18 protein-coding genes and 1 pseudogene are annotated in these 25,287 nt (G+C 33.0%); 8 read left to right on the forward strand and 11 right to left on the reverse strand.

Features of this window, described 5'->3' with window-relative positions:
• Nucleotides 1–16: 16 nt before the first annotated feature.
• Both EYD46_RS09495 and EYD46_RS09500 read right to left on the reverse strand, forming a co-directional pair.
• Nucleotides 17–805 (reverse strand): DUF6503 family protein, encoded by a 789-nt coding sequence (locus EYD46_RS09495; protein WP_130936854.1) that lies wholly within the window; start codon nucleotides 803–805, stop codon nucleotides 17–19.
• Nucleotides 806–916: 111 nt separating this feature from the next.
• A complete protein-coding gene (locus tag EYD46_RS09500) occupies nucleotides 917–2,989 on the reverse strand; it encodes a T9SS type A sorting domain-containing protein (protein WP_130936855.1) in 2,073 nt (690 codons plus the stop codon).
• A gap of 39 nt (nucleotides 2,990–3,028) precedes the next feature.
• Between EYD46_RS09500 and EYD46_RS09505 the strand changes: the two genes are divergently transcribed.
• The 4 genes from EYD46_RS09505 (at nucleotide 3,029) to EYD46_RS09520 (ending at nucleotide 6,481) form a co-directional block, all read left to right on the forward strand.
• Nucleotides 3,029–3,829, forward strand: coding sequence for a TrmH family RNA methyltransferase (locus EYD46_RS09505; RefSeq protein WP_130936856.1), 801 nt, complete (start codon nucleotides 3,029–3,031; stop codon nucleotides 3,827–3,829).
• Between the two features lie 46 nt (nucleotides 3,830–3,875).
• Entirely contained in the window at nucleotides 3,876–4,193 is a 318-nt protein-coding gene (locus tag EYD46_RS09510; protein WP_130936857.1) for a GIY-YIG nuclease family protein, read from the forward strand.
• 106 nt (nucleotides 4,194–4,299) lie between these two features.
• Nucleotides 4,300–5,532 carry a M48 family metallopeptidase gene (locus EYD46_RS09515; protein WP_130936858.1) on the forward strand — a complete coding sequence of 411 codons (1,233 nt, stop codon included), beginning with the start codon at nucleotides 4,300–4,302 and terminating at the stop codon, nucleotides 5,530–5,532.
• 106 nt (nucleotides 5,533–5,638) lie between these two features.
• Nucleotides 5,639–6,481 carry a metallophosphoesterase gene (locus tag EYD46_RS09520; protein ID WP_130936859.1) on the forward strand — a complete coding sequence of 281 codons (843 nt, stop codon included), beginning with the start codon at nucleotides 5,639–5,641 and terminating at the stop codon, nucleotides 6,479–6,481.
• Between the two features lie 73 nt (nucleotides 6,482–6,554).
• Here EYD46_RS09520 and EYD46_RS09525 read toward each other — a convergent pair whose 3' ends face one another.
• Nucleotides 6,555–8,708, reverse strand: a complete 2,154-nt coding sequence (locus EYD46_RS09525; protein WP_130936860.1) for a TonB-dependent receptor — start codon at nucleotides 8,706–8,708, stop codon at nucleotides 6,555–6,557.
• 177 nt (nucleotides 8,709–8,885) lie between these two features.
• Between EYD46_RS09525 and EYD46_RS09530 the strand changes: the two genes are divergently transcribed.
• Both EYD46_RS09530 and EYD46_RS09535 read left to right on the forward strand, forming a co-directional pair.
• Complete coding sequence (locus EYD46_RS09530; RefSeq protein ID WP_130936861.1) at nucleotides 8,886–9,380, forward strand: RNA polymerase sigma factor; 495 nt, start codon at nucleotides 8,886–8,888, stop codon at nucleotides 9,378–9,380.
• 4 nt (nucleotides 9,381–9,384) lie between these two features.
• Nucleotides 9,385–9,999 carry a hypothetical protein gene (locus EYD46_RS09535; RefSeq protein ID WP_130936862.1) on the forward strand — a complete coding sequence of 205 codons (615 nt, stop codon included), beginning with the start codon at nucleotides 9,385–9,387 and terminating at the stop codon, nucleotides 9,997–9,999.
• A 125-nt stretch (nucleotides 10,000–10,124) separates the two neighbouring features.
• Here the strand turns inward: EYD46_RS09535 and EYD46_RS09540 are convergent, their stop codons facing one another.
• The 4 genes from EYD46_RS09540 to EYD46_RS09555 all read right to left on the reverse strand — a co-directional run bounded on the left by EYD46_RS09540 (nucleotide 10,125) and on the right by EYD46_RS09555 (nucleotide 14,652).
• On the reverse strand, nucleotides 10,125–10,715 hold the full coding sequence (locus EYD46_RS09540) for a pseudouridine synthase (protein WP_130936863.1): 591 nt from the start codon (nucleotides 10,713–10,715) through the stop codon (nucleotides 10,125–10,127).
• Nucleotides 10,716–10,766: 51 nt separating this feature from the next.
• Nucleotides 10,767–11,432, reverse strand: coding sequence for a GNAT family N-acetyltransferase (locus EYD46_RS09545; RefSeq protein WP_130936864.1), 666 nt, complete (start codon nucleotides 11,430–11,432; stop codon nucleotides 10,767–10,769).
• Nucleotides 11,407–12,282, reverse strand: a complete 876-nt coding sequence (locus tag EYD46_RS09550) for a BKACE family enzyme (protein WP_130936865.1) — start codon at nucleotides 12,280–12,282, stop codon at nucleotides 11,407–11,409. The genes EYD46_RS09545 and EYD46_RS09550 overlap by 26 nt, the downstream gene beginning before the upstream one ends.
• A gap of 78 nt (nucleotides 12,283–12,360) precedes the next feature.
• The gene (locus EYD46_RS09555; RefSeq protein WP_130936866.1) at nucleotides 12,361–14,652 is read right to left on the reverse strand and encodes a type IA DNA topoisomerase; all 2,292 of its coding nucleotides are present in this window, start codon (nucleotides 14,650–14,652) and stop codon (nucleotides 12,361–12,363) included.
• A 219-nt stretch (nucleotides 14,653–14,871) separates the two neighbouring features.
• On the opposite strand from EYD46_RS09555, the gene EYD46_RS09560 reads away from it, so the two are divergent.
• On the forward strand, nucleotides 14,872–16,737 hold the full coding sequence (locus tag EYD46_RS09560) for a carboxypeptidase-like regulatory domain-containing protein (protein WP_130936867.1): 1,866 nt from the start codon (nucleotides 14,872–14,874) through the stop codon (nucleotides 16,735–16,737).
• 198 nt (nucleotides 16,738–16,935) lie between these two features.
• On the opposite strand, the pseudogene EYD46_RS18165 reads toward EYD46_RS09560, so the two are convergent.
• The 4 genes and pseudogenes from EYD46_RS18165 to EYD46_RS09590 all read right to left on the reverse strand — a co-directional run.
• Nucleotides 16,936–18,409: pseudogene (locus EYD46_RS18165) on the reverse strand (IS1182 family transposase); the annotation flags it as partial.
• 310 nt (nucleotides 18,410–18,719) lie between these two features.
• Nucleotides 18,720–22,811, reverse strand: coding sequence for a T9SS type B sorting domain-containing protein (locus tag EYD46_RS09580; RefSeq protein WP_165454367.1), 4,092 nt, complete (start codon nucleotides 22,809–22,811; stop codon nucleotides 18,720–18,722).
• Between the two features lie 59 nt (nucleotides 22,812–22,870).
• Nucleotides 22,871–24,106 carry a glycosyltransferase gene (locus tag EYD46_RS09585; RefSeq protein WP_130936872.1) on the reverse strand — a complete coding sequence of 412 codons (1,236 nt, stop codon included), beginning with the start codon at nucleotides 24,104–24,106 and terminating at the stop codon, nucleotides 22,871–22,873.
• Between the two features lie 65 nt (nucleotides 24,107–24,171).
• Nucleotides 24,172–24,645, reverse strand: a complete 474-nt coding sequence (locus tag EYD46_RS09590) for a heme-binding domain-containing protein (RefSeq protein ID WP_130936873.1) — start codon at nucleotides 24,643–24,645, stop codon at nucleotides 24,172–24,174.
• Nucleotides 24,646–24,682: 37 nt separating this feature from the next.
• Here EYD46_RS09590 and EYD46_RS09595 point away from each other — a divergent pair, with 37 nt between their 5' ends.
• The gene (locus tag EYD46_RS09595; protein WP_130936874.1) at nucleotides 24,683–25,258 is read left to right on the forward strand and encodes an adenylosuccinate lyase; all 576 of its coding nucleotides are present in this window, start codon (nucleotides 24,683–24,685) and stop codon (nucleotides 25,256–25,258) included.
• The last annotated feature ends 29 nt before the right edge of the window (nucleotides 25,259–25,287 follow it).

Raw genomic sequence — 25,287 nt, forward strand, 5'->3', positions numbered from 1 at the left:
TAAAACTTACCAAATATTATTCTATAATTTTAGCACCTTTAGGCATTTCAAAAATTTGTGATTCAGGCTTTTCTTTTGTGAGCTTAATATTTGTAAATTTTAAATCGTTACGCTTTTCGGTTGGTAAATTGTTTTCGTATTTATACCATGTTAGCGTTTCTGGTAAAACTAACCCGTTAAAGGTTTGCCAATTGCTATATTTTATAAAATGAAATTCTTTACTTTTTTCTTTTGAAAAGAAGGTAACGGTATAACTTAACCATTCCATCTTAAATGTTTCTGGATGATAATATAAAATATATTCGTCTTCTGGAGATTCTCCAATACCTGCTTCGTAAGCTATTTTGATTCCTGGGTAGGTATTACCTTCAAAAACCAATGGTTCTGTATCTTGATATGTAATACCATCGTCAGCTAATACAAACGGCATAGCATAGAAATAGAACATTAAATTATAGTAAAACTTTGCATTGCCTTTATACTGGGTGGTATCTTTATGTTTTAACCAAACTGATTTACCATTAAACCCAATTGTATGTTTAGGCATTTCAATAAGTGATTTTCTATTTTTTAAATTGGTTGTTGTTACTTCATTACCATTTGGTTTTCCCATAGTAAACTCTAAACCTTGCATTTTATTCCATGCATCTATACCACCATGGGCATCGAATACTTTGGTAATATTTTTTGGATAAACAGACGTTGTTATATCTAGTTGTTCTTCGGCGTATTTAGAAGTTTCCTTTTTATCACTTTTACATGAGACTAAAACAACTAGCGCTACTATTAAACTATGCTTTATCATTTTGGTGGTTTTTATTGACGTGTATTTGTCGAAGTTACGGATTTTTAATTACAGTAAAAGCCTCAGAAATATTCTGAGGCTTGGTTATAATTAGGCTTTTAAAATTTTAATTTAATTAACTACCAATTTTTTAACTTCATCTGTAATACCATCACTTACTTTTAAAAAGTATAACCCAGCATTAAATTTTGAGGTATCTAGCTTTAGTGATGTTTGAGTAATATTAGAGAAACGCTTGATAAGTTTACCTTGAATACTATAGATTTTTACTTCTTTTGTGTTCAACGTGTTTTTATCAAATTCCAATTCTACGAAATCATAGGCTGGGTTTGGAGCCATTGTAAACGATGAAAACGCTTTAGAGCTATTTGATAACGTAGTGGTAAACTCAGTCTCGAAAGTATTTGTAATCACTGCGGGGTTAAAGTCGAAATAAATTTCTGCTGTATTTGGTATAATATCCCCTACGCTATAACCAGCTGTGGGTTTAATTTTATAGTAAACGTAACCATGGCTATTGGGCTCGTCCATATCTTCACTAGGTAGATGAATATTATCAAATTGCCAATTAAGCTGATTATCTACTCTTGTAAATACATTGTCATGGCTTGAACTTAACATTTGAATTGTAGATTTATCTAATCGAGCATCTAAGGTATTATCAATAGAAACATTTATAGCATCAGCAGTACCAACATTTTGAAATCTTACAGTGTAATACAAATAATCATCAGAAGTAAAACTACTATGTATTATTTCTGGACCGTGGGATTCTAGGATATCGTTGGGATCGTAAGAACCGATAACCACTTCGGAAAGTTCGGTATAATTATTATCCATATTTACATCATTACCTGTGTATCGTGCCGTATTAGTTAAAACTGTTCCTAGTGGTGTAGGAATAGGAACTTTCATATCTACACGAACCTTCTCATAAGAATTGGGTTGCAAATTTGTAAAATTTAAGTTGAATCCATTTGCGGTATTTGTTACTGAATTCCCTGCATTAACAAAACTTACACCATTTAAACTTAGTGTTGCATCCATGGTAAATTCTACTGTACCCGATGAAATGGTTTCAATACCTTTATTTTCAACAACTAAATAGTTTTTGTAATCAAACCCTGGTCTTGGTGGTATATTTGATACTAAATAAACTGCAATATCTCCGCATTCCATTATTTTTGTGACTGGAAAATTATACGTTATGGTATTACCATTGGAAATACTTACGTTTTCGTATGAATCAACTATTAAGTTATAACAATTTTCAAATTCCTCAAAAATACTGTAGCTTATATCAAAAACATCACTGTTTTCATCACTAATGATTTTAAAATTACCGTTTGAAGCATATAAATATCGTGTAATGCCGTCTTTATTTTTTTCGTAAGTCAACACTCCATTTAAAAAGTTAATTTCGTCATTTTCAAAGACTCCATTTTCATCCTCATCATGAAATGCGTTGATTTCTATGACGCCCACAGCATCACAATCCCTAACAATCAAATCAAAGGTTGTAATTGAATAACAACCTGTGTCATTATGCTCTACTCTCACATAAATAGTTTGAACGGTAGGCATATTATTAGTATAATTTGTTGAATTAACAATAACATCATTATTAGTTTCAGCCCCCTCCATTGTCTCATGTAACGTAACTCTAACATCTGTTAATGCTCCTCCAACAATTTCTGGTATTTTAGTAGTTAAATCAAATATCTCAATACCGTCTTTTGACTCATCATCGCATTTTTCAAAAGAAGTAGGTTGATTTATTGATGGCCCTATTAAGATTTCAATTATACCGTTACGGTAAAGAACATCTGTTGTAAAACCTTCAGGTATTTTTTTATTGGCTCTAAAATAAATTTCAAAATCTTTTGAAGAATTCCTGAAAGATTCTGGGTTTCCTATTGGATTTACCTCATTCATCATATCACTTTCGTTTAGGTAATATGTAATAGAATGATAATCTTCTTCCATAACCGAATTTTGAGCTGCCAGACAAAACATTTGAAAAGGTAATACTTCTCTAAGATTTATAACCACTATCCCATCACCTCCGATATCATCACAAATCTTTATATCTAGAAATCCACAAGGTGGTGGCGGACTTTCTACTTGAGCAAATAATGAAAATGAAAAAAGAGTTGCAAAAAAGAAAAGTAAAGCTGGTTTCATAGTTTATAGTAAATTTGCACAAACAAAGCTAGTAAAGGTTTGCCTACAACAACAATAACCAGCATACAAAACCAATTTATTCGACAACTTGTACAACTACGAGATAAGTCAAGAGAACGTAAAAAAACGGGCACTTTCTTAATTGAAGGCAAGCGTGAGATTGCTTTAGCTATCAAAGGCAATTACAAGCTAGAAACCGTTTTGTTTTACCCTGATTTGTGTACTGTAGAGCAATTAAGCGGTTTAATAAACCATGAGGTTAATATTATTGAAATTTCTAAGGATGTCTATAAAAAATTGGCATATCGTGACACGACCGAAGGTGTTTTAGCTGTAGCAAAAACTAAAGTAAATACACTAGAGAATTTAAAATTTCTTACCAAAAACCCTTTAATTTTAGTAGCTGAAGCTCCTGAAAAACCTGGAAATATAGGTGCACTTTTAAGAACTGCTGATGCTGCTAATGTAGATGCAGTAATTATTGCTAACCCAAAAACAGATTTATATAACCCCAATATTATTCGCTCTAGTGTTGGATGTATATTTACTAGTACTATTGCTACTGGCAGTACACAAGAAATTATTGATTTTTTACACTCAAAAAACATTAATATATATTGTGCAGCATTACAAGCTTCTGTGGATTATCACACACAAAATTTTACCAAACCAACAGCTATTGTTGTGGGTACAGAGGCTACAGGTTTAACTGATGAATGGCTTGGTAGCTCCGCCCAAAATATCATTATTCCCATGCAAGGAGAGATTGATTCTATGAATGTTTCTGTTGCTGCTGGAATTCTTATTTTTGAGGCCAAAAGACAACGAGATTTTAAGTAAAACCAAATGTCAGTCTGAGCGCAGTCGAAGACTCTTAAATTATAAAATGTATTCTTATTTCGTTTATATATTAAAATGTTCAGATGGTTCATACTACACTGGTATAACTAATAATCTAGAAAAAAGGGTAAATGAGCATATATATGGAAAATTTAAAGATTGTTACACCTATAAAAGAAGACCAATTGAAATCAAATTTTACGAAACGTTTAATAATGTTTTACAAGTGATCTATTTTGAAAAGAAAATAAAAAAATGGACTAGGGCTAAAAAAGAAACTCTTATTAATGGTAATTTTGATATGTTGCAAATTTTAGCTGAATGTAGAAATGCAACACATTATAAATATCTGAAACGTGATTAATTTATGAAACAATTCCCGTTTACTTAATGTTATGAAAACACTATAAAAATGGATTGTTTAAGCACTTCGACTGCGCTCAGTGTGACAAATTTTTAAATAAGAAAGAATGACAGCAAACACCATATTCTATATTATAATAGGAATTATAATCATCAACTTCATAATTGATAAAGTTCTAGACTCATTAAATGCTAAACATTTTAACGATAAGCTGCCTAAAGATTTACAAGATGTGTATGATGATGCTGAATATAAAAAATCTCAAAACTATAAGGCGGCTACATATAAATTCGGAATTATAACATCAGCATTTTCTTTAATACTCACATTAGGTTTTCTATTTCTTGATGGCTTTGAATTTATTGATAATATAGCTAGAGATTATAGTAGCAACAGTATCGTTATTGCTTTAATTTTCTTTGGAATTATTATGATTGGGAGTGATATTTTAACAACACCGTTTTCATATTACAGCACCTTTGTTATTGAAGAAAAATTTGGTTTTAATAAAACCACAATTAAAACATTCATTTTAGATAAAATTAAAGGTTGGTTAATGATGTCCTTCATTGGCGGAGGCATTCTAGCTTTAATTATCTGGTTTTATCAAGTAACTGGTGCATATTTTTGGTTATATGCTTGGGGATTAGTTGCTGCATTTACATTGTTTATGAATATGTTTTATTCTAAACTTATAGTACCATTATTCAATAAACAATCGCCTTTGGAGGAAGGTAGTTTACGTGATAAAATTTCGACCTATGCCAAAACAGTTGGTTTTAAATTAGACAAAATTTTTGTAATTGATGGTTCTAAGCGTAGTACAAAAGCAAATGCCTATTTTTCTGGGTTTGGGAGTGAAAAGCGAGTGACGCTATACGATACTTTAATTAACGATTTAGATGATGAGGAGATAGTTGCGGTTTTAGCGCACGAAGTAGGGCATTATAAAAAGAAACATATTATTTTTAACCTGTTTGCATCTATTTTATTAACCGGGTTTACTCTTTTTATTCTATCACTTTTCATTTCTAAACCTATACTATCCCAAGCGTTAGGTGTTGATATTCCTAGTTTTCATATTGGATTAATTGCTTTCGGACTCCTGTATGCTCCGATTTCTGAAATTACAGGATTAATTATGAATGTTTTTTCTAGAAAGTTTGAGTATCAAGCAGACGATTATGCTAAAAACACGTACAAGGCTGAACCTTTAATTACTTCTCTAAAAAAGCTATCTAAAAATAGCTTAAGCAATTTAACACCACATCCTGCGTATGTATTTATGCATTACTCACACCCTACACTTTTGGAGCGAATTAGAAATTTAAAAGCTTAAACGTAATATACTTAGGCTAAAAGATCTAATTCTTGATTTTATAAATATTTTCATCTAATTTAGTTGACTATTCGGCAAACTTTGCTAAAAAACGTTAACTGCTTAAATGAGAAGAAGAAAATTTATTAAACGCTTTTTTTGGGGAGCTATAGGGGTTGGACTTCCCATAGGTTTTTATACATGGCAAATTGAACCGTTTTGGTTGGAATTTGTTAAAAAGAAAATGCCTATTACTAACTTACCAGATAGCCTTGTTGGAAAAACTTTAATGCAAATTAGTGATATCCATATTGGGAATCGGTTTGATTATAGTTATATCATAGACTCTTTTAAAAAAGCCCAAGAATACAAGCCTGATTACGTTGTTTACACTGGCGACTTTGTAAACTATGAAAATAAAGAGCAGTTTAACCAATTAGATGAAGTTTTAAAGTATTTTGTTAAAGGAACAATAGCTACTACTGGTGTTCTTGGAAATCATGACTATGGTTTAAACTGGCAAGAACAAGGAGTTGCAGATAAAATTACTTCTCAATTAGCTAATGCTGGAATACACATACTAAAAAACACACAAGCTGATTTTAAAGGCTTAAACATTATTGGACTTGATGATTATTGGGGTTTAAACTTTAAGCCTGAAAAAGTAATGAAAAAATATAATAAGTCTAAAGCCAATATTTTACTTTGTCATAATCCTGATGTATGTGATTTAGATATTTGGAATGGATATAAAGGCTGGATTTTATCCGGACATACTCACGGCGGACAGTGCAAACCCCCATTTTTGAGTGCTCCCATCCTACCTGTAAAAAACAAAACCTATTCACAAGGAGAGATAGACTTACAGGATGGCAGAACACTTTATATAAACAGAGCTATTGGGCATTTATGGCAAGTAAGGTTTAACGTAAGACCAGAAATAACAATATTTAAATTAGAAAAAGCATAAGCCAAAATAAACAAAGGTTTATTATTGCTATGAATTGCTAATAGTTTTACATTCTACTCTTAAACATGATTCTTTATAAATTATCCAACTGATTACTGGTTTTGTCTTCACTAATAGTCCAAAAGAATCCTACGAAAAAGAATTGATCTAAAGCCGGACGTAAGGCACGACGATTAAAATTACCATTCATGTCAGGTGTATTGGCATACTGATAACCGTTTATATTTTTAAAACCTAAAACATTATTTACTGAGGCATACAGTATTTTTTGTGGACTTATTAAATAGGCCCAATTCACACTTAAACTATTAAAAGATTTTGTTTTTTCGTTTAAAAACCCTGGTCTATTTGGATTTGTATAAGTTCTTCCTGATGCATGTGCATAACTCAACCCTACTTGGCTTCTCCAATCGTCAATCCAATACTTAGTTACAGCTGAAAAGTTATGCGTGTTAGCAAAATTAGACTGCGCAAGTTCTGGAAAGTTACCATCATTACGTTTGGTGTCTAAAAACGAATAACTCAACCAGTAATCTAAATTCTTTATGCTTTTACTATCCCTCCAGAAAAAATCAACACCTCTTGCAAATCCCGATCCTGTACTACTAAAGTTACTATCAAAACTTGGAAAAACACCATCAAACTTTGCTAAACTATTATAGTCTTTGTAATAAGCTTCTGCTCTAAATATTTTTTTATCAGCATTATATTGATAGCTCAAAATATAATGTTTAGCATTTGCAGGTTCAAAATTTTGATGGAATTTCAACACATTACTATCTGGGCTTTGATAAAAATCTCCATAAGCCAAAGACAACTGATTTTTATCTGATATTTTATATGCCATTGTTGCTCTTGGCGATAAAGTAAAATCACTAAACAACTCACTATATTCTGCTCTTAACCCAGTTTTAAAAGCTAAGTTTTTAGATATAAATATATCTGCTTCTGCAAATGCCGCTGCTATATTATTGTTAAATCCATATTGAACGTTATCAATAAAATCGTCATTATACTCCTCTTCAAAATCGGTTTTAAAATATTCCGCACCAAAATATAGTTTCAATCGGTTACTAATTCTGTTCTTGAATTTCAATTTAGAATGCACTGATTTTTCAGTATCTCTAATAGCTCTGTCCCCAAAATTCAATTTGTTTTTCGCATTTGTAAAACTAAATCCGGTTTGCATACTCCAAGTATCATTAATTACACCACTATACGATCCATTTAAGTAAAAGTTATTATTATTTAGCTTTATGTATTGTCCATCTGGTAGGTTAATATCCTCTTGTGTTAACTCAAAACTACTTGTATCAAAAGCACCATAAAGTTTAAACAAACCTTTGTTTGTTTTTCTTCTGTAAACCGCTTCTCCTGAAGCTGTTCCAAAAGGCTTAATAAAATCATTTCTATTAGGAAAAATAGCATTATAAGGTGCTAAATTAATATAAGACGCATTTACACTAATTGAGCTTTTCTTCCACTTTTGGGTATTTCCTAAAGTAGCACCTACACTCATAATGCCAATATCTGTTTTCTCTTGGTCTGGTTCATCAATAGTATTTAAAAGTAGCACACTGGATAAAGCTTGACCATACTCTGCAGAATAGCCTCCAGTTGAAAATGTAATACCATCAAATAAAAATGGCGAATAGCGCCCGCGGGTTGGCGCATTATTAGTAGTTGGTGTATATGGTGTAAATACACGAATACCATCAATAAAAATTTGAGTCTCGTTTGCATTACCACCACGAACAAACAAACGACCATCTTCAGCCACTGTAGTAGTTCCTGGTAATGTTTGTAAAGCACCAACAAAATCGCCTAATGCACTAGCTGTAGTAACAACATCTAAAGGTTTTAAAACATTTACTTTACTATTATCCCCAGCCGAAAATGTACCAGCTGACAAAATAACAGCATCTAAAGTATTTACATCATCCTTAAGTTTAATAGCTATGCTTTTCATATATGATATATCGCCTACCATTGTATAAGTTTCATAAGATAAAAAAGAAACAACTAGTGTTTGGGTTCCTGTTTCTGATGTAGAAAATAAAAACTCTCCTTTTTCATTGGTAGTACCACCATCATAAGTTCCTTCTAAATATACATTTGCACCTACAATAGGTTCTTTTTTCGAATTGGTTACCGTACCACTTATGTTAGTTTGCCCATAAAATGGAAATACAACACATAGTAATAGAATAGATAGAAACGTTTTCATAAGTATCAATGTAATAAGATTGCTGGTGCAAAATTGCGTCAGAAGATTTCATTTAAAAATTGATAGTAACCGAACTGTAATTTTTTAAAGATGAATTGTATCTTTCAAAAATTAAGATGATAGTGTAACAAATCAAAATTAAAAGCTACTAATAGTACAACTAAACCATCAAAATATTTGAATACAGAACTGGAACATAAATTTGTTGAATTATTAGAAAAGCATCAAAACATCATACATAAAGTGTGTAGATTATACACTAATAATTATGATGCGCACAATGACTTATTTCAAGAAATAACCATTCAACTTTGGAAAGCCTACCCAAAGTTTCGTGGTGATGCTAAGTTTAGTACTTGGATGTACCGTGTTGGATTAAATACAGCAATTACGTTGTATAGAAAGTCTAAACGTCGTATTTCTACTCAAGATTTTGAGGGTGTAGCGTTTAAAATGAAAGCCGAGGAATATGATGACACCGAGGAAGAACAATTAAAGTTAATGTATAAGGCAGTACATAAACTAAACGATATTGAAAAAGCGCTTATTTTTTTGTATTTAGAGGACAAGGATTACAGAGAAATAAGTGAAACACTTGGTATTAGCGAAGTGAATGCGCGAGTGAAAATGAATAGAACTAAAACTAAACTAAGAAAAATATTAAATCCGTAAACCTATGGATGGACTAGATTTATTAAAGAAAGATTGGAACAAAAGCGAGAGCAACTACCCTAAACTTTCGTACGACGAAATTTATAAGATGGTACTTAAAAAATCATCTTCTATTGTTAAATGGATATATTATATCAGTTTAATTGAATTAAGTCTTGGACTTATACTAATCATTTTAAATCCAACATTTGAAAATAAAATTGAATACCCTAAATGGTTAGATATCTTCTCTTACTTAGTATTTCCTGTAGCACTTTACTTCATTTATCTTTTCTACACGAATTATAAAAAAATTAGTGCAACTGATAGTGCCAAGGTGTTAATGCAAAATATTCTAAGAACAAGAAAATGCGTCCGGTATTATATTATATTTAATTTATTTTTTGGAGGTGTATTTTTTGCAGTAGCTAGTTTCATTGGCTATACACAATTACAAGGAGGAATAGACGCTTTTAACGAAGCCACAGGTTTAACCGAATATATTGTAGTTATTTTAGTAATTCTCTTAATAACAGTTCTATTTTTAGGCATCATTTTTGCCATCTATTATTTACTTTATGGTATATTATTAAGAAGACTAAAACACAATTACAAAGAACTCAAAAAATTAGAAGATTAAATTAATACTTTGGGCGTTACCCAAGGGTCGCGCTATCCGTTACTAGTTTTGGCTCGATGCTCGCCTCGCCAAAAGCTAACCACTACTATCGCTAACGCGGTTCTGGCATTTATAAATGTATTAAGTTAAACATTAAGAACATCAACGGCTTTTACATTACCAACTTTCATATCTCCCAATTGAATATTACCAACCCTAATACGAACTAATCGTAACGTAGGAAATCCAACAGCAGATGTCATTTTTCTTACTTGCCTAAATTTCCCTTCATTTAAAGTTATAGATATCCAAGATACTGGACCATGTCGTGCATCCCTAATTTTTTTAGAACGCGCAGGTAGATTTGGAATATCTTCTATTCTAAATACCTTACAAGGTTTAGTATGGTATTTTTTACCATCAAAACCTATTTCTACACCATTCTGTAATTGTTCTACAGCTTCTTTCGAAATAGCACCATCAACCAAAGCATAATATTCCTTATCTACTTTTTGGCTGTTAATATAATCGCTCATTTTGCCATCAGTAGTAAGCAATAGTAAACCTTCCGATTTTTCATCTAACCTACCAATAGCCATAATACTTTCCGGAAATTCATGCAGCTCCCCTAGAAATCGTTTAGATTGTTGTTTAGAATCATTACTTGTAAACTGGCTTAAGAAGCCATAAGGCTTGTAAATGATAAAATTTTGAGAACTATTAGTTTGAGTGTACATATCCAACTATAATACTAGATTTACTTATATATAATACCTTTAACTCTAAATTTAAATTCTTTTGTAATGTTTTAAAGTGAAATTCCAACGAAATTTTTTAAACAGTACAATGCCTAAATACAGCTTATGATTAACAGTATTAAGCTTATTTTTAAATTTTATTGACGATTTATTAAAATAATTAGTAATACTGTATTTAACATCCATTCCTTCTTCCTCTAGTAACCTGTATGTTTGCCACCTTAAGTAAGGAGCAAGTCCTCTCCCCCTATATTTATGGAATGTCCACATATTAAATAAATAGACCTCATTTGGTTTTAATTTGAATGCTCTACCTCTATACTCAAAATCATTAGGCTCAACAAAAGTATATGCTGCCACTTCATTATCACATTTTAAGCCTACACACAACTGTCCCTTTTCAAAACCTTTGATCATTTTCTCACGATCGTCTACAGAATGTAATATGCTAAGTGATTTGAACTCATCAACACTCAAAAACTCAACTAAATACTTATCAACGTCATCTTTAATTTTTGGCTCTTCACAAAAACTAACTTCCTCTTCAACCCAGTAGTAAGGATTAAAATTCAACCCTATACTAGCTAGTTTATTTCTAACACCAAATAAGAAGAGTCCATTATTTATTATATCTCTGTAACGACGAAATAAAGATGTCTTGTTGGGTTGCTTATCCATTTTTAAAATCTCTTCCATATTTAGATGAACCAGAATTCATATTCATTATTTTTCTAAACGCTTTAGGTTGCATTACCTTTCTACCATTAGCACTAGCTATTATTTGCACACGCTTTAACAAATCTAAATTGGTCGCTAATCTTGTTCTGGCAGTATCATACCAAATATTATCTTCAAGTCCCACACGCACTCCTCCGCCAAAGGCCAAAGACAAAGAATTCATTTTTAACTGCTCATTACCTATACCTGCCAAACTCCAATACGACTGCTCAGGTAAATCATTAATCATAACGCCTGAATGCAATAAATTAGCTTGAGAACAAGCTATATTACCAAACAATAAATTAAAATAAAAAGGAGGCTCTATTAAGTTTTTCTTTATTAAATATTTTGCATAATTAATCATACCAATATCAAAAGCCTCAAGTTCTGGTACAATTCCCTTTTCTTTCATAATGGCAGCCAAATTAGCTATCATATCTGGCGCATTTATACTAGCTGTTTTATTAAAGTTTAATGAACTTAGGGTTAAGCTTCCCATATCAGGTTTTAAATTACCATCAAGTAATAATGGGTCGCTGCGTTGCTCTAACGCTCCAAAATCCCTTCCGCTAAGAGATAAACAAACAACTAGTTCTGGAGCATATTTTCTGATACCTTCAACAATTTTTGCGTAAATCTCTTTTTTATAGGTAGGGTTACCAGTAATTGCATCTCTAGAATGAAGATGTACCATTGTAATACCAATTTCCGTTGCCTCATGAACATCCTCAACAATTTCAGAAACTGATACCGGCACATGTGGTGTCATGTCCTTTGTTGGAATCATTCCAGTAGGCGTAAAATTTAAAATGTAATCAGTATTCATGGACTTGGAATAATAATTTATGATATCACTAAATAACTAAAATATAATATCATAATATAAAGTTTGATACTAAAGCTTTCAAGAATTATCGACTAAAATACTATAAACTAGTTCTTTCGTTAATTGTTTCCCATTTGTATTGTTTCTTATTATATCAAAAGAGACTTTAAAATCACACCCCAATTTATAGTTAGAACAGCCATAAGCCGTTTTACCTTTTATAATAGTTCCAGTTTTACATTTCGGACAAAATGAAGTATCAGCGCTCTTAGCCTTTTTTACCGTTTTGGTTTCTAATTTTAATGTATAATCATCATCAAAACGCACCAAACCTTCAACTGTATTTTTGTCTACCTTAAATCCTTTTAAGTTTACTGTAGCTCCTTTTTGAATTAGCCTTATAAATTGTTTCTCTGAAATTTTCTTTCCTTTAAATTTAAAAGGCATTACAAAATTACAACCATCTTTATAAGCACTGCAGCCATAGGCAGATTTTCCCTTAATAACAGTTCCAGTTTTGCATTTAGGGCAGTGTTCTGTTGTTATTCCTTTTTTTGTTTTAGCCTTAGCTTTAGCCTCTCTATTTTTTTGATTTGTGGTATAAGAAATATTTGCTCGTTTAGCTTCACTTCGCACTTGATACACTAAAGCATCTACCATACGTTTCATATTCTTTATAAACGCTCCGGCACTGTATTCTCCCTTTTCAATATCTTTTAATTGCTTTTCCCATTTTCCTGTGAGTTCAGCAGATTTTAATAAATCATTAGTAATAGTTTCAATCAGTTGAATACCTGTTTCCGTAGGTAACACTTGTTTTTTATTACGCTTAATATACTTTCGTTTAAACAAGGTTTCAATAATATTTGCTCGAGTAGACGGCCTACCTATACCATTCTCTTTCATTACATCTCGCAACGCTTCATCATCTACTTGTTTACCTGCCGTTTCCATAGCCCTTAACAACGAAGCTTCTGTAAACTGATTGGGTGGCTTGGTTTGCTTTTCTAAAAATGTTGGTTCGTGTGGTCCCTTTTCTCCTTTTTCAAAAGTTGGTAAAATACCTGATTCCTTCTCTTTTTTATTAGGATTTTCAAAAACAACACGCCAGCCTTTTTCTAAAATTTCTTTTCCTGTGGTTTTAAACACAACGGCTGCAGCACTTCCCAACACCGTTGTATTGGCCACTATACAATCATCATAAAACACAGCAATAAAGCGTTTTACAATAATATCATATACCTGTTGTTGATTATACTGTAATGTGGTTTGCAACCCTGTGGGTATAATGGCATGATGATCCGTTACTTTTTTATCATTAAAAACCCGTGTAGATTTCTTTATTTTCTTTCCAAGAATTGGTTGTGTTAATTGTACGTAATTTGTTAGCTTTTTTAATATTGTTGGTACTTTTGGGTAAATATCTGTTGGTAAAAATGTAGTATCTACTCTGGGATAAGTCACTACTTTACGTTCATACAGAGCTTGTACAATTTTTAGAGTTTCATCTGCTGAAAATCCAAACTTTGTATTGCAATATACCTGTAAGCCTGTTAAATCAAAAAGCTTTGGTGCATATTCTTTCCCCTTCTTTTTAGTGATAGATTTAATTTCAAAATCACTTTCTTTTACCTCATTTGCTAAGGCTTCTCCATCTTCCTTTTTTAAAAAACGACCTTCTTCATAGCTAAATAAAGTTTCCCTGTACAAGGTTTGTAGTTCCCAATATGGTTGTGGTTTAAAGTTTTCAATAGCTTTAAAACGATTTACCACCATAGCCAGAGTTGGTGTTTGCACACGCCCAACTGACAATACTTGTTTGTAACCACCATGCTTTACAGTATACAATCTTGTGGCGTTTATGCCCAACAACCAGTCGCCAATAGCTCTGGAAAACCCAGCGTAGTATAAATTATCGTAATCTGAGGCTGGTTTTAGGTTATTAAAACCTTCTTTTATAGCTTCTGTAGTTAATGATGAAATCCATAAACGTTTTACTTCGCCCTTATACTTGGCTTCATTCATTACCCAACGCTGTATAAGTTCTCCCTCCTGCCCTGCATCCCCGCAATTTATAATAAGCTCAGCATTTTTAAACAAATTTTTTACAATGTTAAACTGCTTTTGAATCCCTGTATTGGATGACACTTTGGTTTCAAACTTTTCGGGGAGCATGGGTAAATTATTTAAATCCCAACTTTTCCAATAAGACTTATAATCTACAGGTTCTTTAAGTGTACATAAATGCCCAAAAGTATAGGTTACGGCATAACCATTACCTTCAAAATAACCATCACGCTTAGTACTTGCGCCTAATACAGCAGCAATTTCTCTAGCAACACTTGGTTTTTCGGCAATACAGACTTTCACTTATTTATTAGGCTATTTCGAAATGCAAAGTAGAAATTTTAGTAACTATTAAAAAAGCGAGTTATTAGGAGTTATTAACGGGTTTTAAGTTCTTTTAATAATATTGACTTTGTCAGAAAAAAACGATAACTTCGTTTATCGAACGATATAGCCCATTAAAACGCGACCATATCTAACCGTTACCAACTATTCAAAAAAACGTTAGAAACAAAATTTTCAATGTGTAATTCAAAATCTCTAAAATTTTCATACAAATCGATTCCAACAACCTTATTATTTCTATTCTCTTTTCAATATATTTTGGCACAATCTACTATTTCTGGAAAAATTGTAAATCCTAATAATGAGCCAATACCTTTCGTCCATATCCGAATAGAAAACACCAATATAGGAACGATTTCAAATGATATTGGTGTATTCAAATTGGTTGTAAATATAAAGAACAAAAATAAACGTTTGATTATATCTGCATTAGGTTACAACACAGAAAAAATAACTTTGAAAGATAGTTATCGAACGATAACTTTAACCGAAGATATTACTCAGCTAAATGAAGTTATCATAGTTGCAAAAGATTATGCAAAAGAGCTTATAAAAAAAGCCATAAACGCAATTCCAAACAACTACCCAAAAACCAACGAACGGCACACAGGTTTTTTTAGAGAAACCACTACTTGGAAAAACAAAGAAAAACCAATTTACATTGCAGAAACCGTTATAGAGGCAATTAAAGAAGATTATTCAAAAAAAAACAGGTCAGGAGATATAAAATTAATCGAATTCCGAAAATATGAAAGTGATGCTCTAGATACCTTAAATTATAGAATTCACGGTGGGAGCCATCACATACATAGATTTGACATCGTGGCTAGAAGAGATTTTTTTCTGTCAAACCCAGAAGACTATAGATACAAGGTAGTCGATACATTAAGGCATAAAGGAAAAGAGGTTTATAAAGTTTTTGTTAAAATGAAGAACAAAAATTCTGCTCACGTATATATTCAAGAAGAGACCTTTGCAATAGTAAAAGCAGATATAAAACTCACATCAAATTTTGAGATATTGGACTTCAATCGGCAATTTTTAAATTTCACAGTAGCCTACGAGCAAAGTGAAGATAAATTATGGCGATTTTCTAATTCATATTACACAACGGCTTTCAAAAAACGAGGAAAACTTCTCAACTTAACCAGTGAATATGTAACAACCAATATTATACCTAACAAAACTGATATCCCATACCTAGAAAGGCATCAATTTTCTGAAATTCTCTTAAATGAAACAAAAAAATATGATCCTAACTTCTGGAATAACTATACTATTATTTCACCTAATGAAATGTCCGAGTCTTTGTTTCAATCAATTGATTATTCGACGAAAGTGGGTGCGAAAAAGCAATCGAATAATCTTATAACTTTTTTAAAAAAGATTTCCTATGAAATTGGGCTGACTTGGACACCTTTTTACATAGCTTCCAATAATATAAACTACACCAATTCAATCATTGATATCCAACAAAATAATGGAGCAATAAATAGAGGTTCTGTTAGTTATACAACATCGATTTTTTATACAGTCAAACCTCATTTTTTGATTGGATATACCAACGAGAGTAAAATTTCAAAGACAGGAACGACATCCAATGATTTTGTTATTGCAGGTAATTTTAATTTGAACCCTGATGGAAGGCCCATATACATATCTCCACGACTTAATTTAGGACACCAAAAATTAGATTATTTTCTTGAACAATTTAATCTTGAAGAAGACATAAAAATTAATAGAAAGCGAATTAACAGCGAAAAAGTAGATGCATTTCTTTCGCAAAGAGGCTTTCGATTAAAACCGAGTCTAATCCTAGCTTTTGAAAAAAGCAAATGCATTAGCTTTTTAATTTCTACATCATTTAATTTATCATTAAATAACAAAAATGGATTAATGTTTCGTGAAAGAGGTAAATTTTTACTATTTCCTAGAAAAGTATTTGTAGAGAATGGTCAAGACAATTTATTGATTCAAACCAATCAGAAAAATTTATTTGAAAATACTATATCCTTAAATGCAGGTATTGCTTTTAAGTTTTGATACAAAAATTAAAAAACAGTTGGTAACAACGGTAACCGTTGCACAACGCCATAATTTCCTAAAAAATGCCTTTAAATAAGGAACTCTAAGGGGCTTCTAGCTTTATTTCCTTATCTAAAACACAGATTTTAGAAGGCTTATATGATACTAGAGGCTTAGAATTCCCCTTCTGTAGAACTCATACAAAAACACTTGTCCTGCATCACTTTTTACCTTTCTTTGAGTGAATTTAAGATACTTTTTGAGGTTATAAGCTATTGCCGAGAACTGCATGACTTTATTGGCCTGTCTTATCCCTATAGTATTTATTTTCCCTAAGCCCATAAACTGAGTAAGCGTCCCAAAAACGGGTTCTACGGTACTTTGCCGTTTGGCCTTCATCACTCTGCCTTTAGCAGATTGTATTCTCGCAGTATTTCGCTCGTATTCATCTCTATAGTAAGTGACACTAAATTTCTTTTCCTTTGCCGTTTTTCCCAAGCATCTTCTGGCTAATGAGCATTGTTTACAAAGCTTGCTAGAGATGCGGTATTCCTTTTTTAAGGTTTGTTTGTACGGTAATCTCTAAACACCTTTTTAAAAGGAACTATATGTTGATTAGGGCATATGTAATGGTCTTGTGATTTGATATATTAAAACCATCGGGACCGCCTTTGTAAGTACCATCAGGTGGAATGTAACTTTTTATACCTTTTTGCTCTAAGTAAGCATAATTCTCTCCACTGCTATACCCTGTATCGGCCAGTAGGTGTTCAAATTTAAATCCAAAACGCCAAAGGCGATTATGCAATCTATCTACAATATCTTCTAAGTACTGGTTGTCTTTTCCATCGGCATGATAGGCCTTTATGTCTGTTATAACATGGTGCGCCGTATCTACACTTAATTGGCTGCTGTAATTTAATTTTCTGGCCTTCCCTGGCTTTACACTTATTCTGGCGTCAATCTGTGGGGCTGTAATGGGTTTTATTACTGGTATATCTAGACCCTTTGTTGGCAGCACCAGGCCTATGGTTTTGTTGTCTACTCCAAGTCTTGTTTCTCGCGGTAATACTATTGAGCTCTTGTGTATTGGCTGTAATGGTTTGCTGGGGTTTTGAAGATTTATTCTGTTTAGCTGTTTAAAAAGTATCTTTATTTCGATTACTGATATGGCGAATATCTGCCAAGTGGGCGTCTAAATCTTGAGCAGGCACTTTTAACGCTAATGTCTCCATACTTGCATTGGCTTTTACAGGGGCAGAATCTATGGCTTGCGTGCTGCCTTTTACCATGCCTTTATTAACGCACTTTTGAAAAACATGAACAAACACACCTTCAAAAACATGCTCTGGAAATAGCTGTCTGGTTCTGCTTAAAGTGGAGTGCCATGGTAGTGGCTCATCAATATCAAAACCTAGAAAATAGAGAATATCTAATCTCATGCTACAATGGGCTATGAGTTTTCTATCGCTTATAATATTCTCTAAATACCCCACTAAACAGAGTTTAAAAAACACAATAGGATCTATGCTTTGTTGCCCACTAGAACCATAAAAAGACGCTGTTTCTTATAAAGGAATTCTAAATGTAATACAGCTTTTAACTGCCGGTAAAAGTTAGTTTTTGGAACATGATCGCTTAATTTAAACCTATGAAACAACTTTTCTTGATAGGTTTTTTTTCCTTGCATTACTAAAGATAATTAATAATTCTTGGTAAACATACGAGCCGAGACCGATAAACGAACCTCCCCAGAAATAAATCTCTTTGGTACTTAAAACATAAGTTTGCTAATCTAAAGGTTAGGAATTGCAGCGGAATCCTTTTTTGTGTTGGCAAACAAGCCGTCATTACGAGGAGGCACGACGAAGTAATCTCCTTGGATGAGGAGATTGCTTCACTACGTTCGCAATGACGTTCGTGGTAAAAAACAAAAGACCTGCTTGCCGGCAGGCAGGTATAGCGGAAAGCCCGACCACTCCCAATAAAACAACTAAAGACTACCTGATTAAACTAAAATGCCCCCGGTAGGTTCGTGCAACCCCAGCTTCATCTACTAAATTTACCACATACCAATAATCATTCGTAGCAAGTAACCGTCCATTTAATGTACCATTCCAACCACCATTTTCGGGTTTAAATTGTTTTATCAACTTACCAAATCTATTATAAATAAAGACTGTTGTGTTTTTAAAATAAATATCTCTTAACCCCCTTATATTCCAGGTATCATTGATACTATCGCCATTTGGTGTAAAAAACTTAGGAAAGCCCATTACAAATACCTCTACATCAACTGTACCGCAACCGTTTTTATCCCTTACATAAACGGTATGCATTCCAGCTAAAATATTACGAAAAACAGGAGCGTCTTGATATGTTCCTAGCTCATCATCTAAAGCAAACTCATAGTCCCCAATACCTATACCAGAAGTATCGATGGTTATGGTATTATTATCTGATAGATCAATTACGGTTACGTCCTCAATAGTTATACTTGAAATTTCAGATATTTTAAGATCATAGAAAACTTGCTCAGACTCACAATTTTCTTGCGAAGTTGCAAGGACACTATAGACACCTTCAGAAATTGCTGTCGCTGTATTTGAATTACTTATTGTATTACCGTCTGGATCTTTCCATACATAAGTAAAGTCTGTATTACTAGCATTTACAGTCAAAAGTGTTACTGGTAATCTGCCGTTTAAACAAAATATCTCGCTTTGTTCTATTTCAAATTCTGGTCTTGGGTGTACTGTTAAAAGTAAATGCGGGCCAATTCCAAAACAGTTTCCATTATCATTATTTTCTACTCTAACATACAAGGTTTCCGAAAAAGGCGTTTGATTTTGGTAGTTTAAAGTATTGGTAATTTCATTCTCCTCTAATTGAGCGTCTACTGCTGTATAATAATAATGAACGCTTAGGTTTTGACCTGTTGGAAATTGATTTATAAAATTAGCAGAAATTGTCGTTAAATCAAACTCTGTTTTACCATCAATAGCTGCATCTACATCACATGTCTCGAATTCATAAATATAGTCTGATGGAAATGATGTTGTAGATGCTTCCAAGTTTATTGTGACTAGACTGGAACATTCAGTATCAGCAAACTCAACCCTTGCATAAATGGTATTTGCTTTTCGATTGTTAAAAGGTAATGCCTCGATACCAGCAAGCCTTTGTTCTGCTTCAGTAATTGTTAAATGAAAAGTAATATTAAGTTCATTTAAATCTTCAGTTGTTATTATCGAATTAACTTCATTTAAATTAAAATCTGTAAATCCATCCAGATTACCATCTTCGTCACAATTTCTATATGTTACCACAGGCTCCACAACAGGAACTTGATTTACTACCACCGGAAATTCAATACGTTCCCCTTCTAAACATCTGTTATCAGATGCTAGGGCAAAATAACTTTTTGCAGTATTGATCACTGGAGTTGTGAATGTATTACCAACAAAAACAGGTGTAGAAGCATCTATACTTTCAAACCAAAGTACTTGCCCTGAGGAAGGTGTGGCCTCTAGGTTAATGCTTTGAGCTCCACACACCACAGTGGGCTCAACTGGGCTTATTATACGAGGAAAACTAATTTTAGTACTCGCAGAAATATTTACTATTGGATCTCCAGGCATACCGCCATATTCTACAATATAACCTTGAGGATGAAAATCGCTAGAGGGATCTGCATCTCCTGCTAAGGGTAAATCATTCCATGATCCTAGTGTTCCAATATTAGGGGCTGTAATATGTGCGTAATCTTCATTCCCACCAAAGTTATTAGGCTCGCTGGTATTCCAATTCGCATAGTTTGGAGAAGTACCATTAATGCCTCCATTCCAAAACACAGTTCCTGCTTCAGGCCCTGTTACCCATTGCCAAACGCCTTCAGTTGCTGCATCATTTCCTCCAATCCAGCCAGCACCAGCTGCTTGTTCTCCAGTTAATTGTGCTTCTTCAGGAGACGTAATGGTTGCTAAATAGCCTTGGAGCCCAAAATAAGTTCTAGAGGCTGCTGCAGATCGCGCTTCTGCCCACGTAATTCCAAAATCTGGAATATATTCATAATAATGCCCTGTGGTGGGTAAAAAGTTAGCATCGCCAATGGTAAAAGAGAATATTTTATCAACTTTATCCGTATTGGGAGTAGCACTATAAACGACATCTCTCACAGCAGCGATTAAATCAGTATACGGTATAGTTGCGCTGGCTGTTGCACTAAAAAATGAAAGCTTCGCTTGTACAGGATCCCAACTATGAGTAATATTGGGATGATTCCCAGTTAAAAGTAAAACATCTTCATCAAAGGTGTAGCCTTCAGAAATTTGAATAAAAAAGGCTTCAATCCCTGTATCATCAGGATCTACAATATCAAAATCTGTGGCTATGCTCATCGAGGTTCCTAAACAATAACTCTGATCTCCTGTTGCAGTAATTTCTGGGGGTATATTGGTTTGCGCACAGTTGTGCATGCTAAGGTCTATTATTTTTGTTTCAATACAACCATCTGAAAAATAGGTTGTGCCATTGTAAACACCTACGTTTTGTAAGGATAAAATATTTATAAACGGATTTTGCTCACTACTTGTAAACCCATTAGGTCCAGACCAACTGTAACTTGTGCCCTCAGCTATGCTAAGTTGTACGTTCTCACCTTCACAAGCCAAAAGCTCACTAAATGTGGGGGCAGTATTAACAGGATTATTAATATTGCCTATATCTATATTAACTATCCAATAATCATTACTTCCTTGACTATTTTCAGTTTTTTCTCCAGATATATCGGACGCACTATCACCCCCAAGAACATAACTACCGTCATCTAATTGTACCATCGCTTCTAAACTGTCACTGCCATAACCTCCAATTGTTTTATCAAACTCAATATTACCATATTTATCTAATTTCACAATCCAATAGTCTGTTATACAACACCTTGCTATTGAGCCTGGATCCAATCTGGAATCTTCTGTTTTATATCCTGAAACATTCGAAACAGAGGAACCTCCCAATAAAAAGCCTTCATCTTGGGTTTCAACAACATCGCCAAACCATTCATATTTATCTCCTCCTATAGTTTTATCCCATAGAATGTTGCCTTGATTATCAATTTTAACCACCCAACCATCAGAAGAGTTACAGATAGAGTTTTCTGTTTTATCGCCTGACATATTAGACTCAGATCTTCCTAATGCTAAAAAATTTCCATCGGATGTCGCAATAATTTCACGAGGGCTATCTGTTGTCGCACCACCAATATTACGTTGCCAAACGATATTACCTAGACTGTCTATTTTTATAATCCAAAAATCAGTTCCCCCAATGTTTTCTACAGTTTTATCATTAGAAATACTTGAATTCGACTCTGCCAATATTATAAAGCCATTATCGCTTGTTTTATCCACAGAAATCCCCGTATCACTATAATTACCAACAATAGATTTTTGCCATTCTTCATTTCCCGATGCGTCAATTTTTATTATTAAAATATCAGTACCACTAGCGCCTCCTGAAACAACTGAACCTACCATTAAATATCCACCATCATGCGTCTCTACCATGTCTAACACTGAATCACTTTTGGCACTGCCATGAGTTTTATCCCATACCACAGTACCATATGCATCCAACTTTACCAACCATATATCACTCGCTCCCAAAGGGCTAGCAGTTCGTTCTCCCGACACAAAGTTTGATGTGACTACACTAGTTCCCACCAATAGATACCCTCCATCTGCAGTTTGTTTTATATCTCTAAGACTATCTGACCAAGCACCGCCAATGGTCTTTTCCCATAGAATCCCACCTGTACTTTTATTGATTTTCATAATCCAAAAATCTGAATACCCTTTTCTTTCATCACTAAATAAAGGAGGATCTGGAATTCGTCTATTCTCCTGTGTTTTATCGCCCGAAATACCAGAATATGAAGTACCCCCTATAATAAGATTACCATCATGAGTTTTTTCCATTACCCATAAAACCTCAATAGAATCTCCACCAATGGTATTTTGCCACTTTATAACTTGTGCGTTAACACCAAGTATAACAAAGAATAGTAATAATATGGCCACGCACTTATTCATGCTCATTTTTTAAGATACTAAAGATAACAAAATATAGCTTAAGCTTAGCCAGAACACTATTAGGCTTTATTCTTTGCCTCTATCCACTTACCGAGATATTTTGTGCTTTGAAGCGTGTGATGCAGAAGCATTTGCCCTGTAAAATTATTAGCTCGATTTTCATGAAGTTGCCTTAGGGTATTGTTCAAAATTGTTACAAAATAGGGCTTTATATGCGCTTTATTAAAACGCGCGTTAATAATATCGAATCCGTTTAGCTGCTTATCTTTCCATAGTGATTTATTTTCATATAGTTTAACGCAGGCATTTGCAAAATCCTCTGGAGTATCTTCCACAAAACCATTTGGCATTAAATCTCCAAACATTCCCTCCGCCCCTATTGTCGTGGTAACTATAGGTGTACCATTATGCATCGCATCAATTAGTTTTCCTTTTAAACCTGCTCCAAATCTTATCGGTGCCACAAGCACCTTAGCTTTTTGCATTACTTTTTCCACATCATCTGCAAATCCTTTTATAAAAAATCGTTGGGTCTCGTTATGTAATTGTTTTACCTTATCAGTAGCGTAGGCACCATACACATGTAATTCAGCCTTTGGTAATTCTTTTCTAATTAAAGGCCAAATAGTTTCCTTTAAATAGAGTACCGCATTATAATTAGGTTCATGCAAAAAATTACCAATAGTTATAAAATGTTGCCGTTCATCAAACTCAGGAAGTTGTGCTATGCTATCTTTAGAAATTTCATCTAACATAAAAGGGATATATAATAAAAGCGATGCATCTACTTTAAAATCATTGTGAAGGATTTCCATTTCAACTTCAGAAATTATTAAACTTAAATCGCAACGATATATACTAGCCACCTCTCGCTTTGCGATATCATTTAATAAATATAATTTATCAAATGGTTTTTTATTCTTAAAAGCTTGATGTCTTCCTTTACGTAAAAAATGTAAATCTTCAGTATCTAATATCCTTACTGCATCAGGACAGTGTTCTGCAACGCGCCATCCAAACTGTTCTTCCATCATAAAACGATCAAATAGTACTACATCGGGATTCAGTTCCTTGATAAATTCATCAAAACTTGAGTCATTTAGTTTAATGGATGCAGAAACAATATCAATAGCGTTTAAATCAAAAGCGTTTTCAGTTTTAGCACATGGACTAGCGAAGGTTATATTGTAATTTTCAGAAAGAAAAATTTCAATTAATTGCAACATACGACTTCCTGCTGCAGAACTTTTGGGCTCTGGCCACACGTATCCAATAATTAATAATTTTTTCTTCATAAAACACTAAATTCAAACATCTAACTTCAAAAAAGCTTTTATGAAAGTTGGAGTAGATTCTGGTTTTATTCAGGTTTTGATTGTAGTCCGTACATAACACGTACTTGTTTAGCCCAATTAACTACAGCTTTGACCTGTTCTTCAGTTAACTTTGCATCTCCATGGGTCCATGTGTAAGAATTTAATGGCATTTTACCTTCTTCAACTTCTTCGATAAGCTCATCAAATTTATGATCCTTACGCTTCAAGGAATTGCCTTCCCATTGAGACACGTTAAAATGTTCTTTACCTTCCTCGATATGATGATTTAACCAATAATTAACTGGAGTAATTGCGTTATACCATGGGTAATTTGTTGTATCGCTATGACAGTCATAACATGTATTCTTCAAAATAAGCTTTACATCCTCTGGTGGGTTTGTTTCTTTCTCAAACGCTGCAATAGAAGCTACATCCCCAATATTTTTATCAGGTCCAAAAAACTGAGCAATTACAAACAAAATTAAAAGTACTAAACCTATTTTTTTTATTATTTTCATCAAAGTAATTATTAGATTTTAAAAATAAGAAATCCTTTTGACTACAGCAGAACTTTATAAAGAATTAAATTATGTAAATCACTCCAGAGAGAAACGATTACATTATGCTAATTTATTAATAGCAAACCCAAAACTTATCCCTAAAGTATTAGATATATTATTTATGGTAAATGATAAAATTTCCCCTAAAGCTGCTTGGATTTTAGAATTTATGTGTAGTAATACTATAGAATCTATTATTCCTTACCTTGATATATTTACTAAAAACATTAAAACAGTACACTTAGATTCTTCTGTAAGACCTGTTGCTAAAATTTGCGAAAAACTTGCTATAGCTTATACTTCTAAAGAGGAAAATAAAATAAAAAGCAACCTAAAACCACATCATAAAGAACGTATTATAGAAACTTGTTTTGATTATATGATTAATGATGAAAAAGTAGCACCTAAAGCCTACTCTATGACAACATTATTTCTTTTAGGAAAAGAATATGATTGGGTATACCCAGAATTAGTTATAATCTTAGAACGCGATTTCCATTTGCAAAGTGCTGCATTTAAAGCTCGTGCAAGACATATTTTAAAAAAATTAAAAAAAACAGCTAACATCTAGCAACAGAAAACTTCAGTCTTCAAGCTTCC

Source organism: Hyunsoonleella pacifica (genome assembly GCF_004310335.1).
GTDB classification, from domain to species: Bacteria; Bacteroidota; Bacteroidia; order Flavobacteriales; family Flavobacteriaceae; genus Jejuia; species Jejuia pacifica.

Coding starts and splice junctions, on each gene's coding strand:
- EYD46_RS09495 (WP_130936854.1), bottom strand. CDS start 805: ATGATAAAGCATAGTTTAATAGTAGCGCTAGTTGTTTTAGTCTCATGT.
- EYD46_RS09500 (WP_130936855.1), bottom strand. CDS start 2,989: ATGAAACCAGCTTTACTTTTCTTTTTTGCAACTCTTTTTTCATTTTCA.
- EYD46_RS09510 (WP_130936857.1), top strand. CDS start 3,876: ATGTATTCTTATTTCGTTTATATATTAAAATGTTCAGATGGTTCATAC.
- EYD46_RS09515 (WP_130936858.1), top strand. CDS start 4,300: ATGACAGCAAACACCATATTCTATATTATAATAGGAATTATAATCATC.
- EYD46_RS09520 (WP_130936859.1), top strand. CDS start 5,639: ATGAGAAGAAGAAAATTTATTAAACGCTTTTTTTGGGGAGCTATAGGG.
- EYD46_RS09525 (WP_130936860.1), bottom strand. CDS start 8,708: ATGAAAACGTTTCTATCTATTCTATTACTATGTGTTGTATTTCCATTT.
- EYD46_RS09535 (WP_130936862.1), top strand. CDS start 9,385: ATGGATGGACTAGATTTATTAAAGAAAGATTGGAACAAAAGCGAGAGC.
- EYD46_RS09540 (WP_130936863.1), bottom strand. CDS start 10,715: ATGTACACTCAAACTAATAGTTCTCAAAATTTTATCATTTACAAGCCT.
- EYD46_RS09545 (WP_130936864.1), bottom strand. CDS start 11,432: ATGGAAGAGATTTTAAAAATGGATAAGCAACCCAACAAGACATCTTTA.
- EYD46_RS09550 (WP_130936865.1), bottom strand. CDS start 12,282: ATGAATACTGATTACATTTTAAATTTTACGCCTACTGGAATGATTCCA.
- EYD46_RS09560 (WP_130936867.1), top strand. CDS start 14,872: ATGTGTAATTCAAAATCTCTAAAATTTTCATACAAATCGATTCCAACA.
- EYD46_RS09580 (WP_165454367.1), bottom strand. CDS start 22,811: ATGAATAAGTGCGTGGCCATATTATTACTATTCTTTGTTATACTTGGT.
- EYD46_RS09585 (WP_130936872.1), bottom strand. CDS start 24,106: ATGAAGAAAAAATTATTAATTATTGGATACGTGTGGCCAGAGCCCAAA.
- EYD46_RS09590 (WP_130936873.1), bottom strand. CDS start 24,645: ATGAAAATAATAAAAAAAATAGGTTTAGTACTTTTAATTTTGTTTGTA.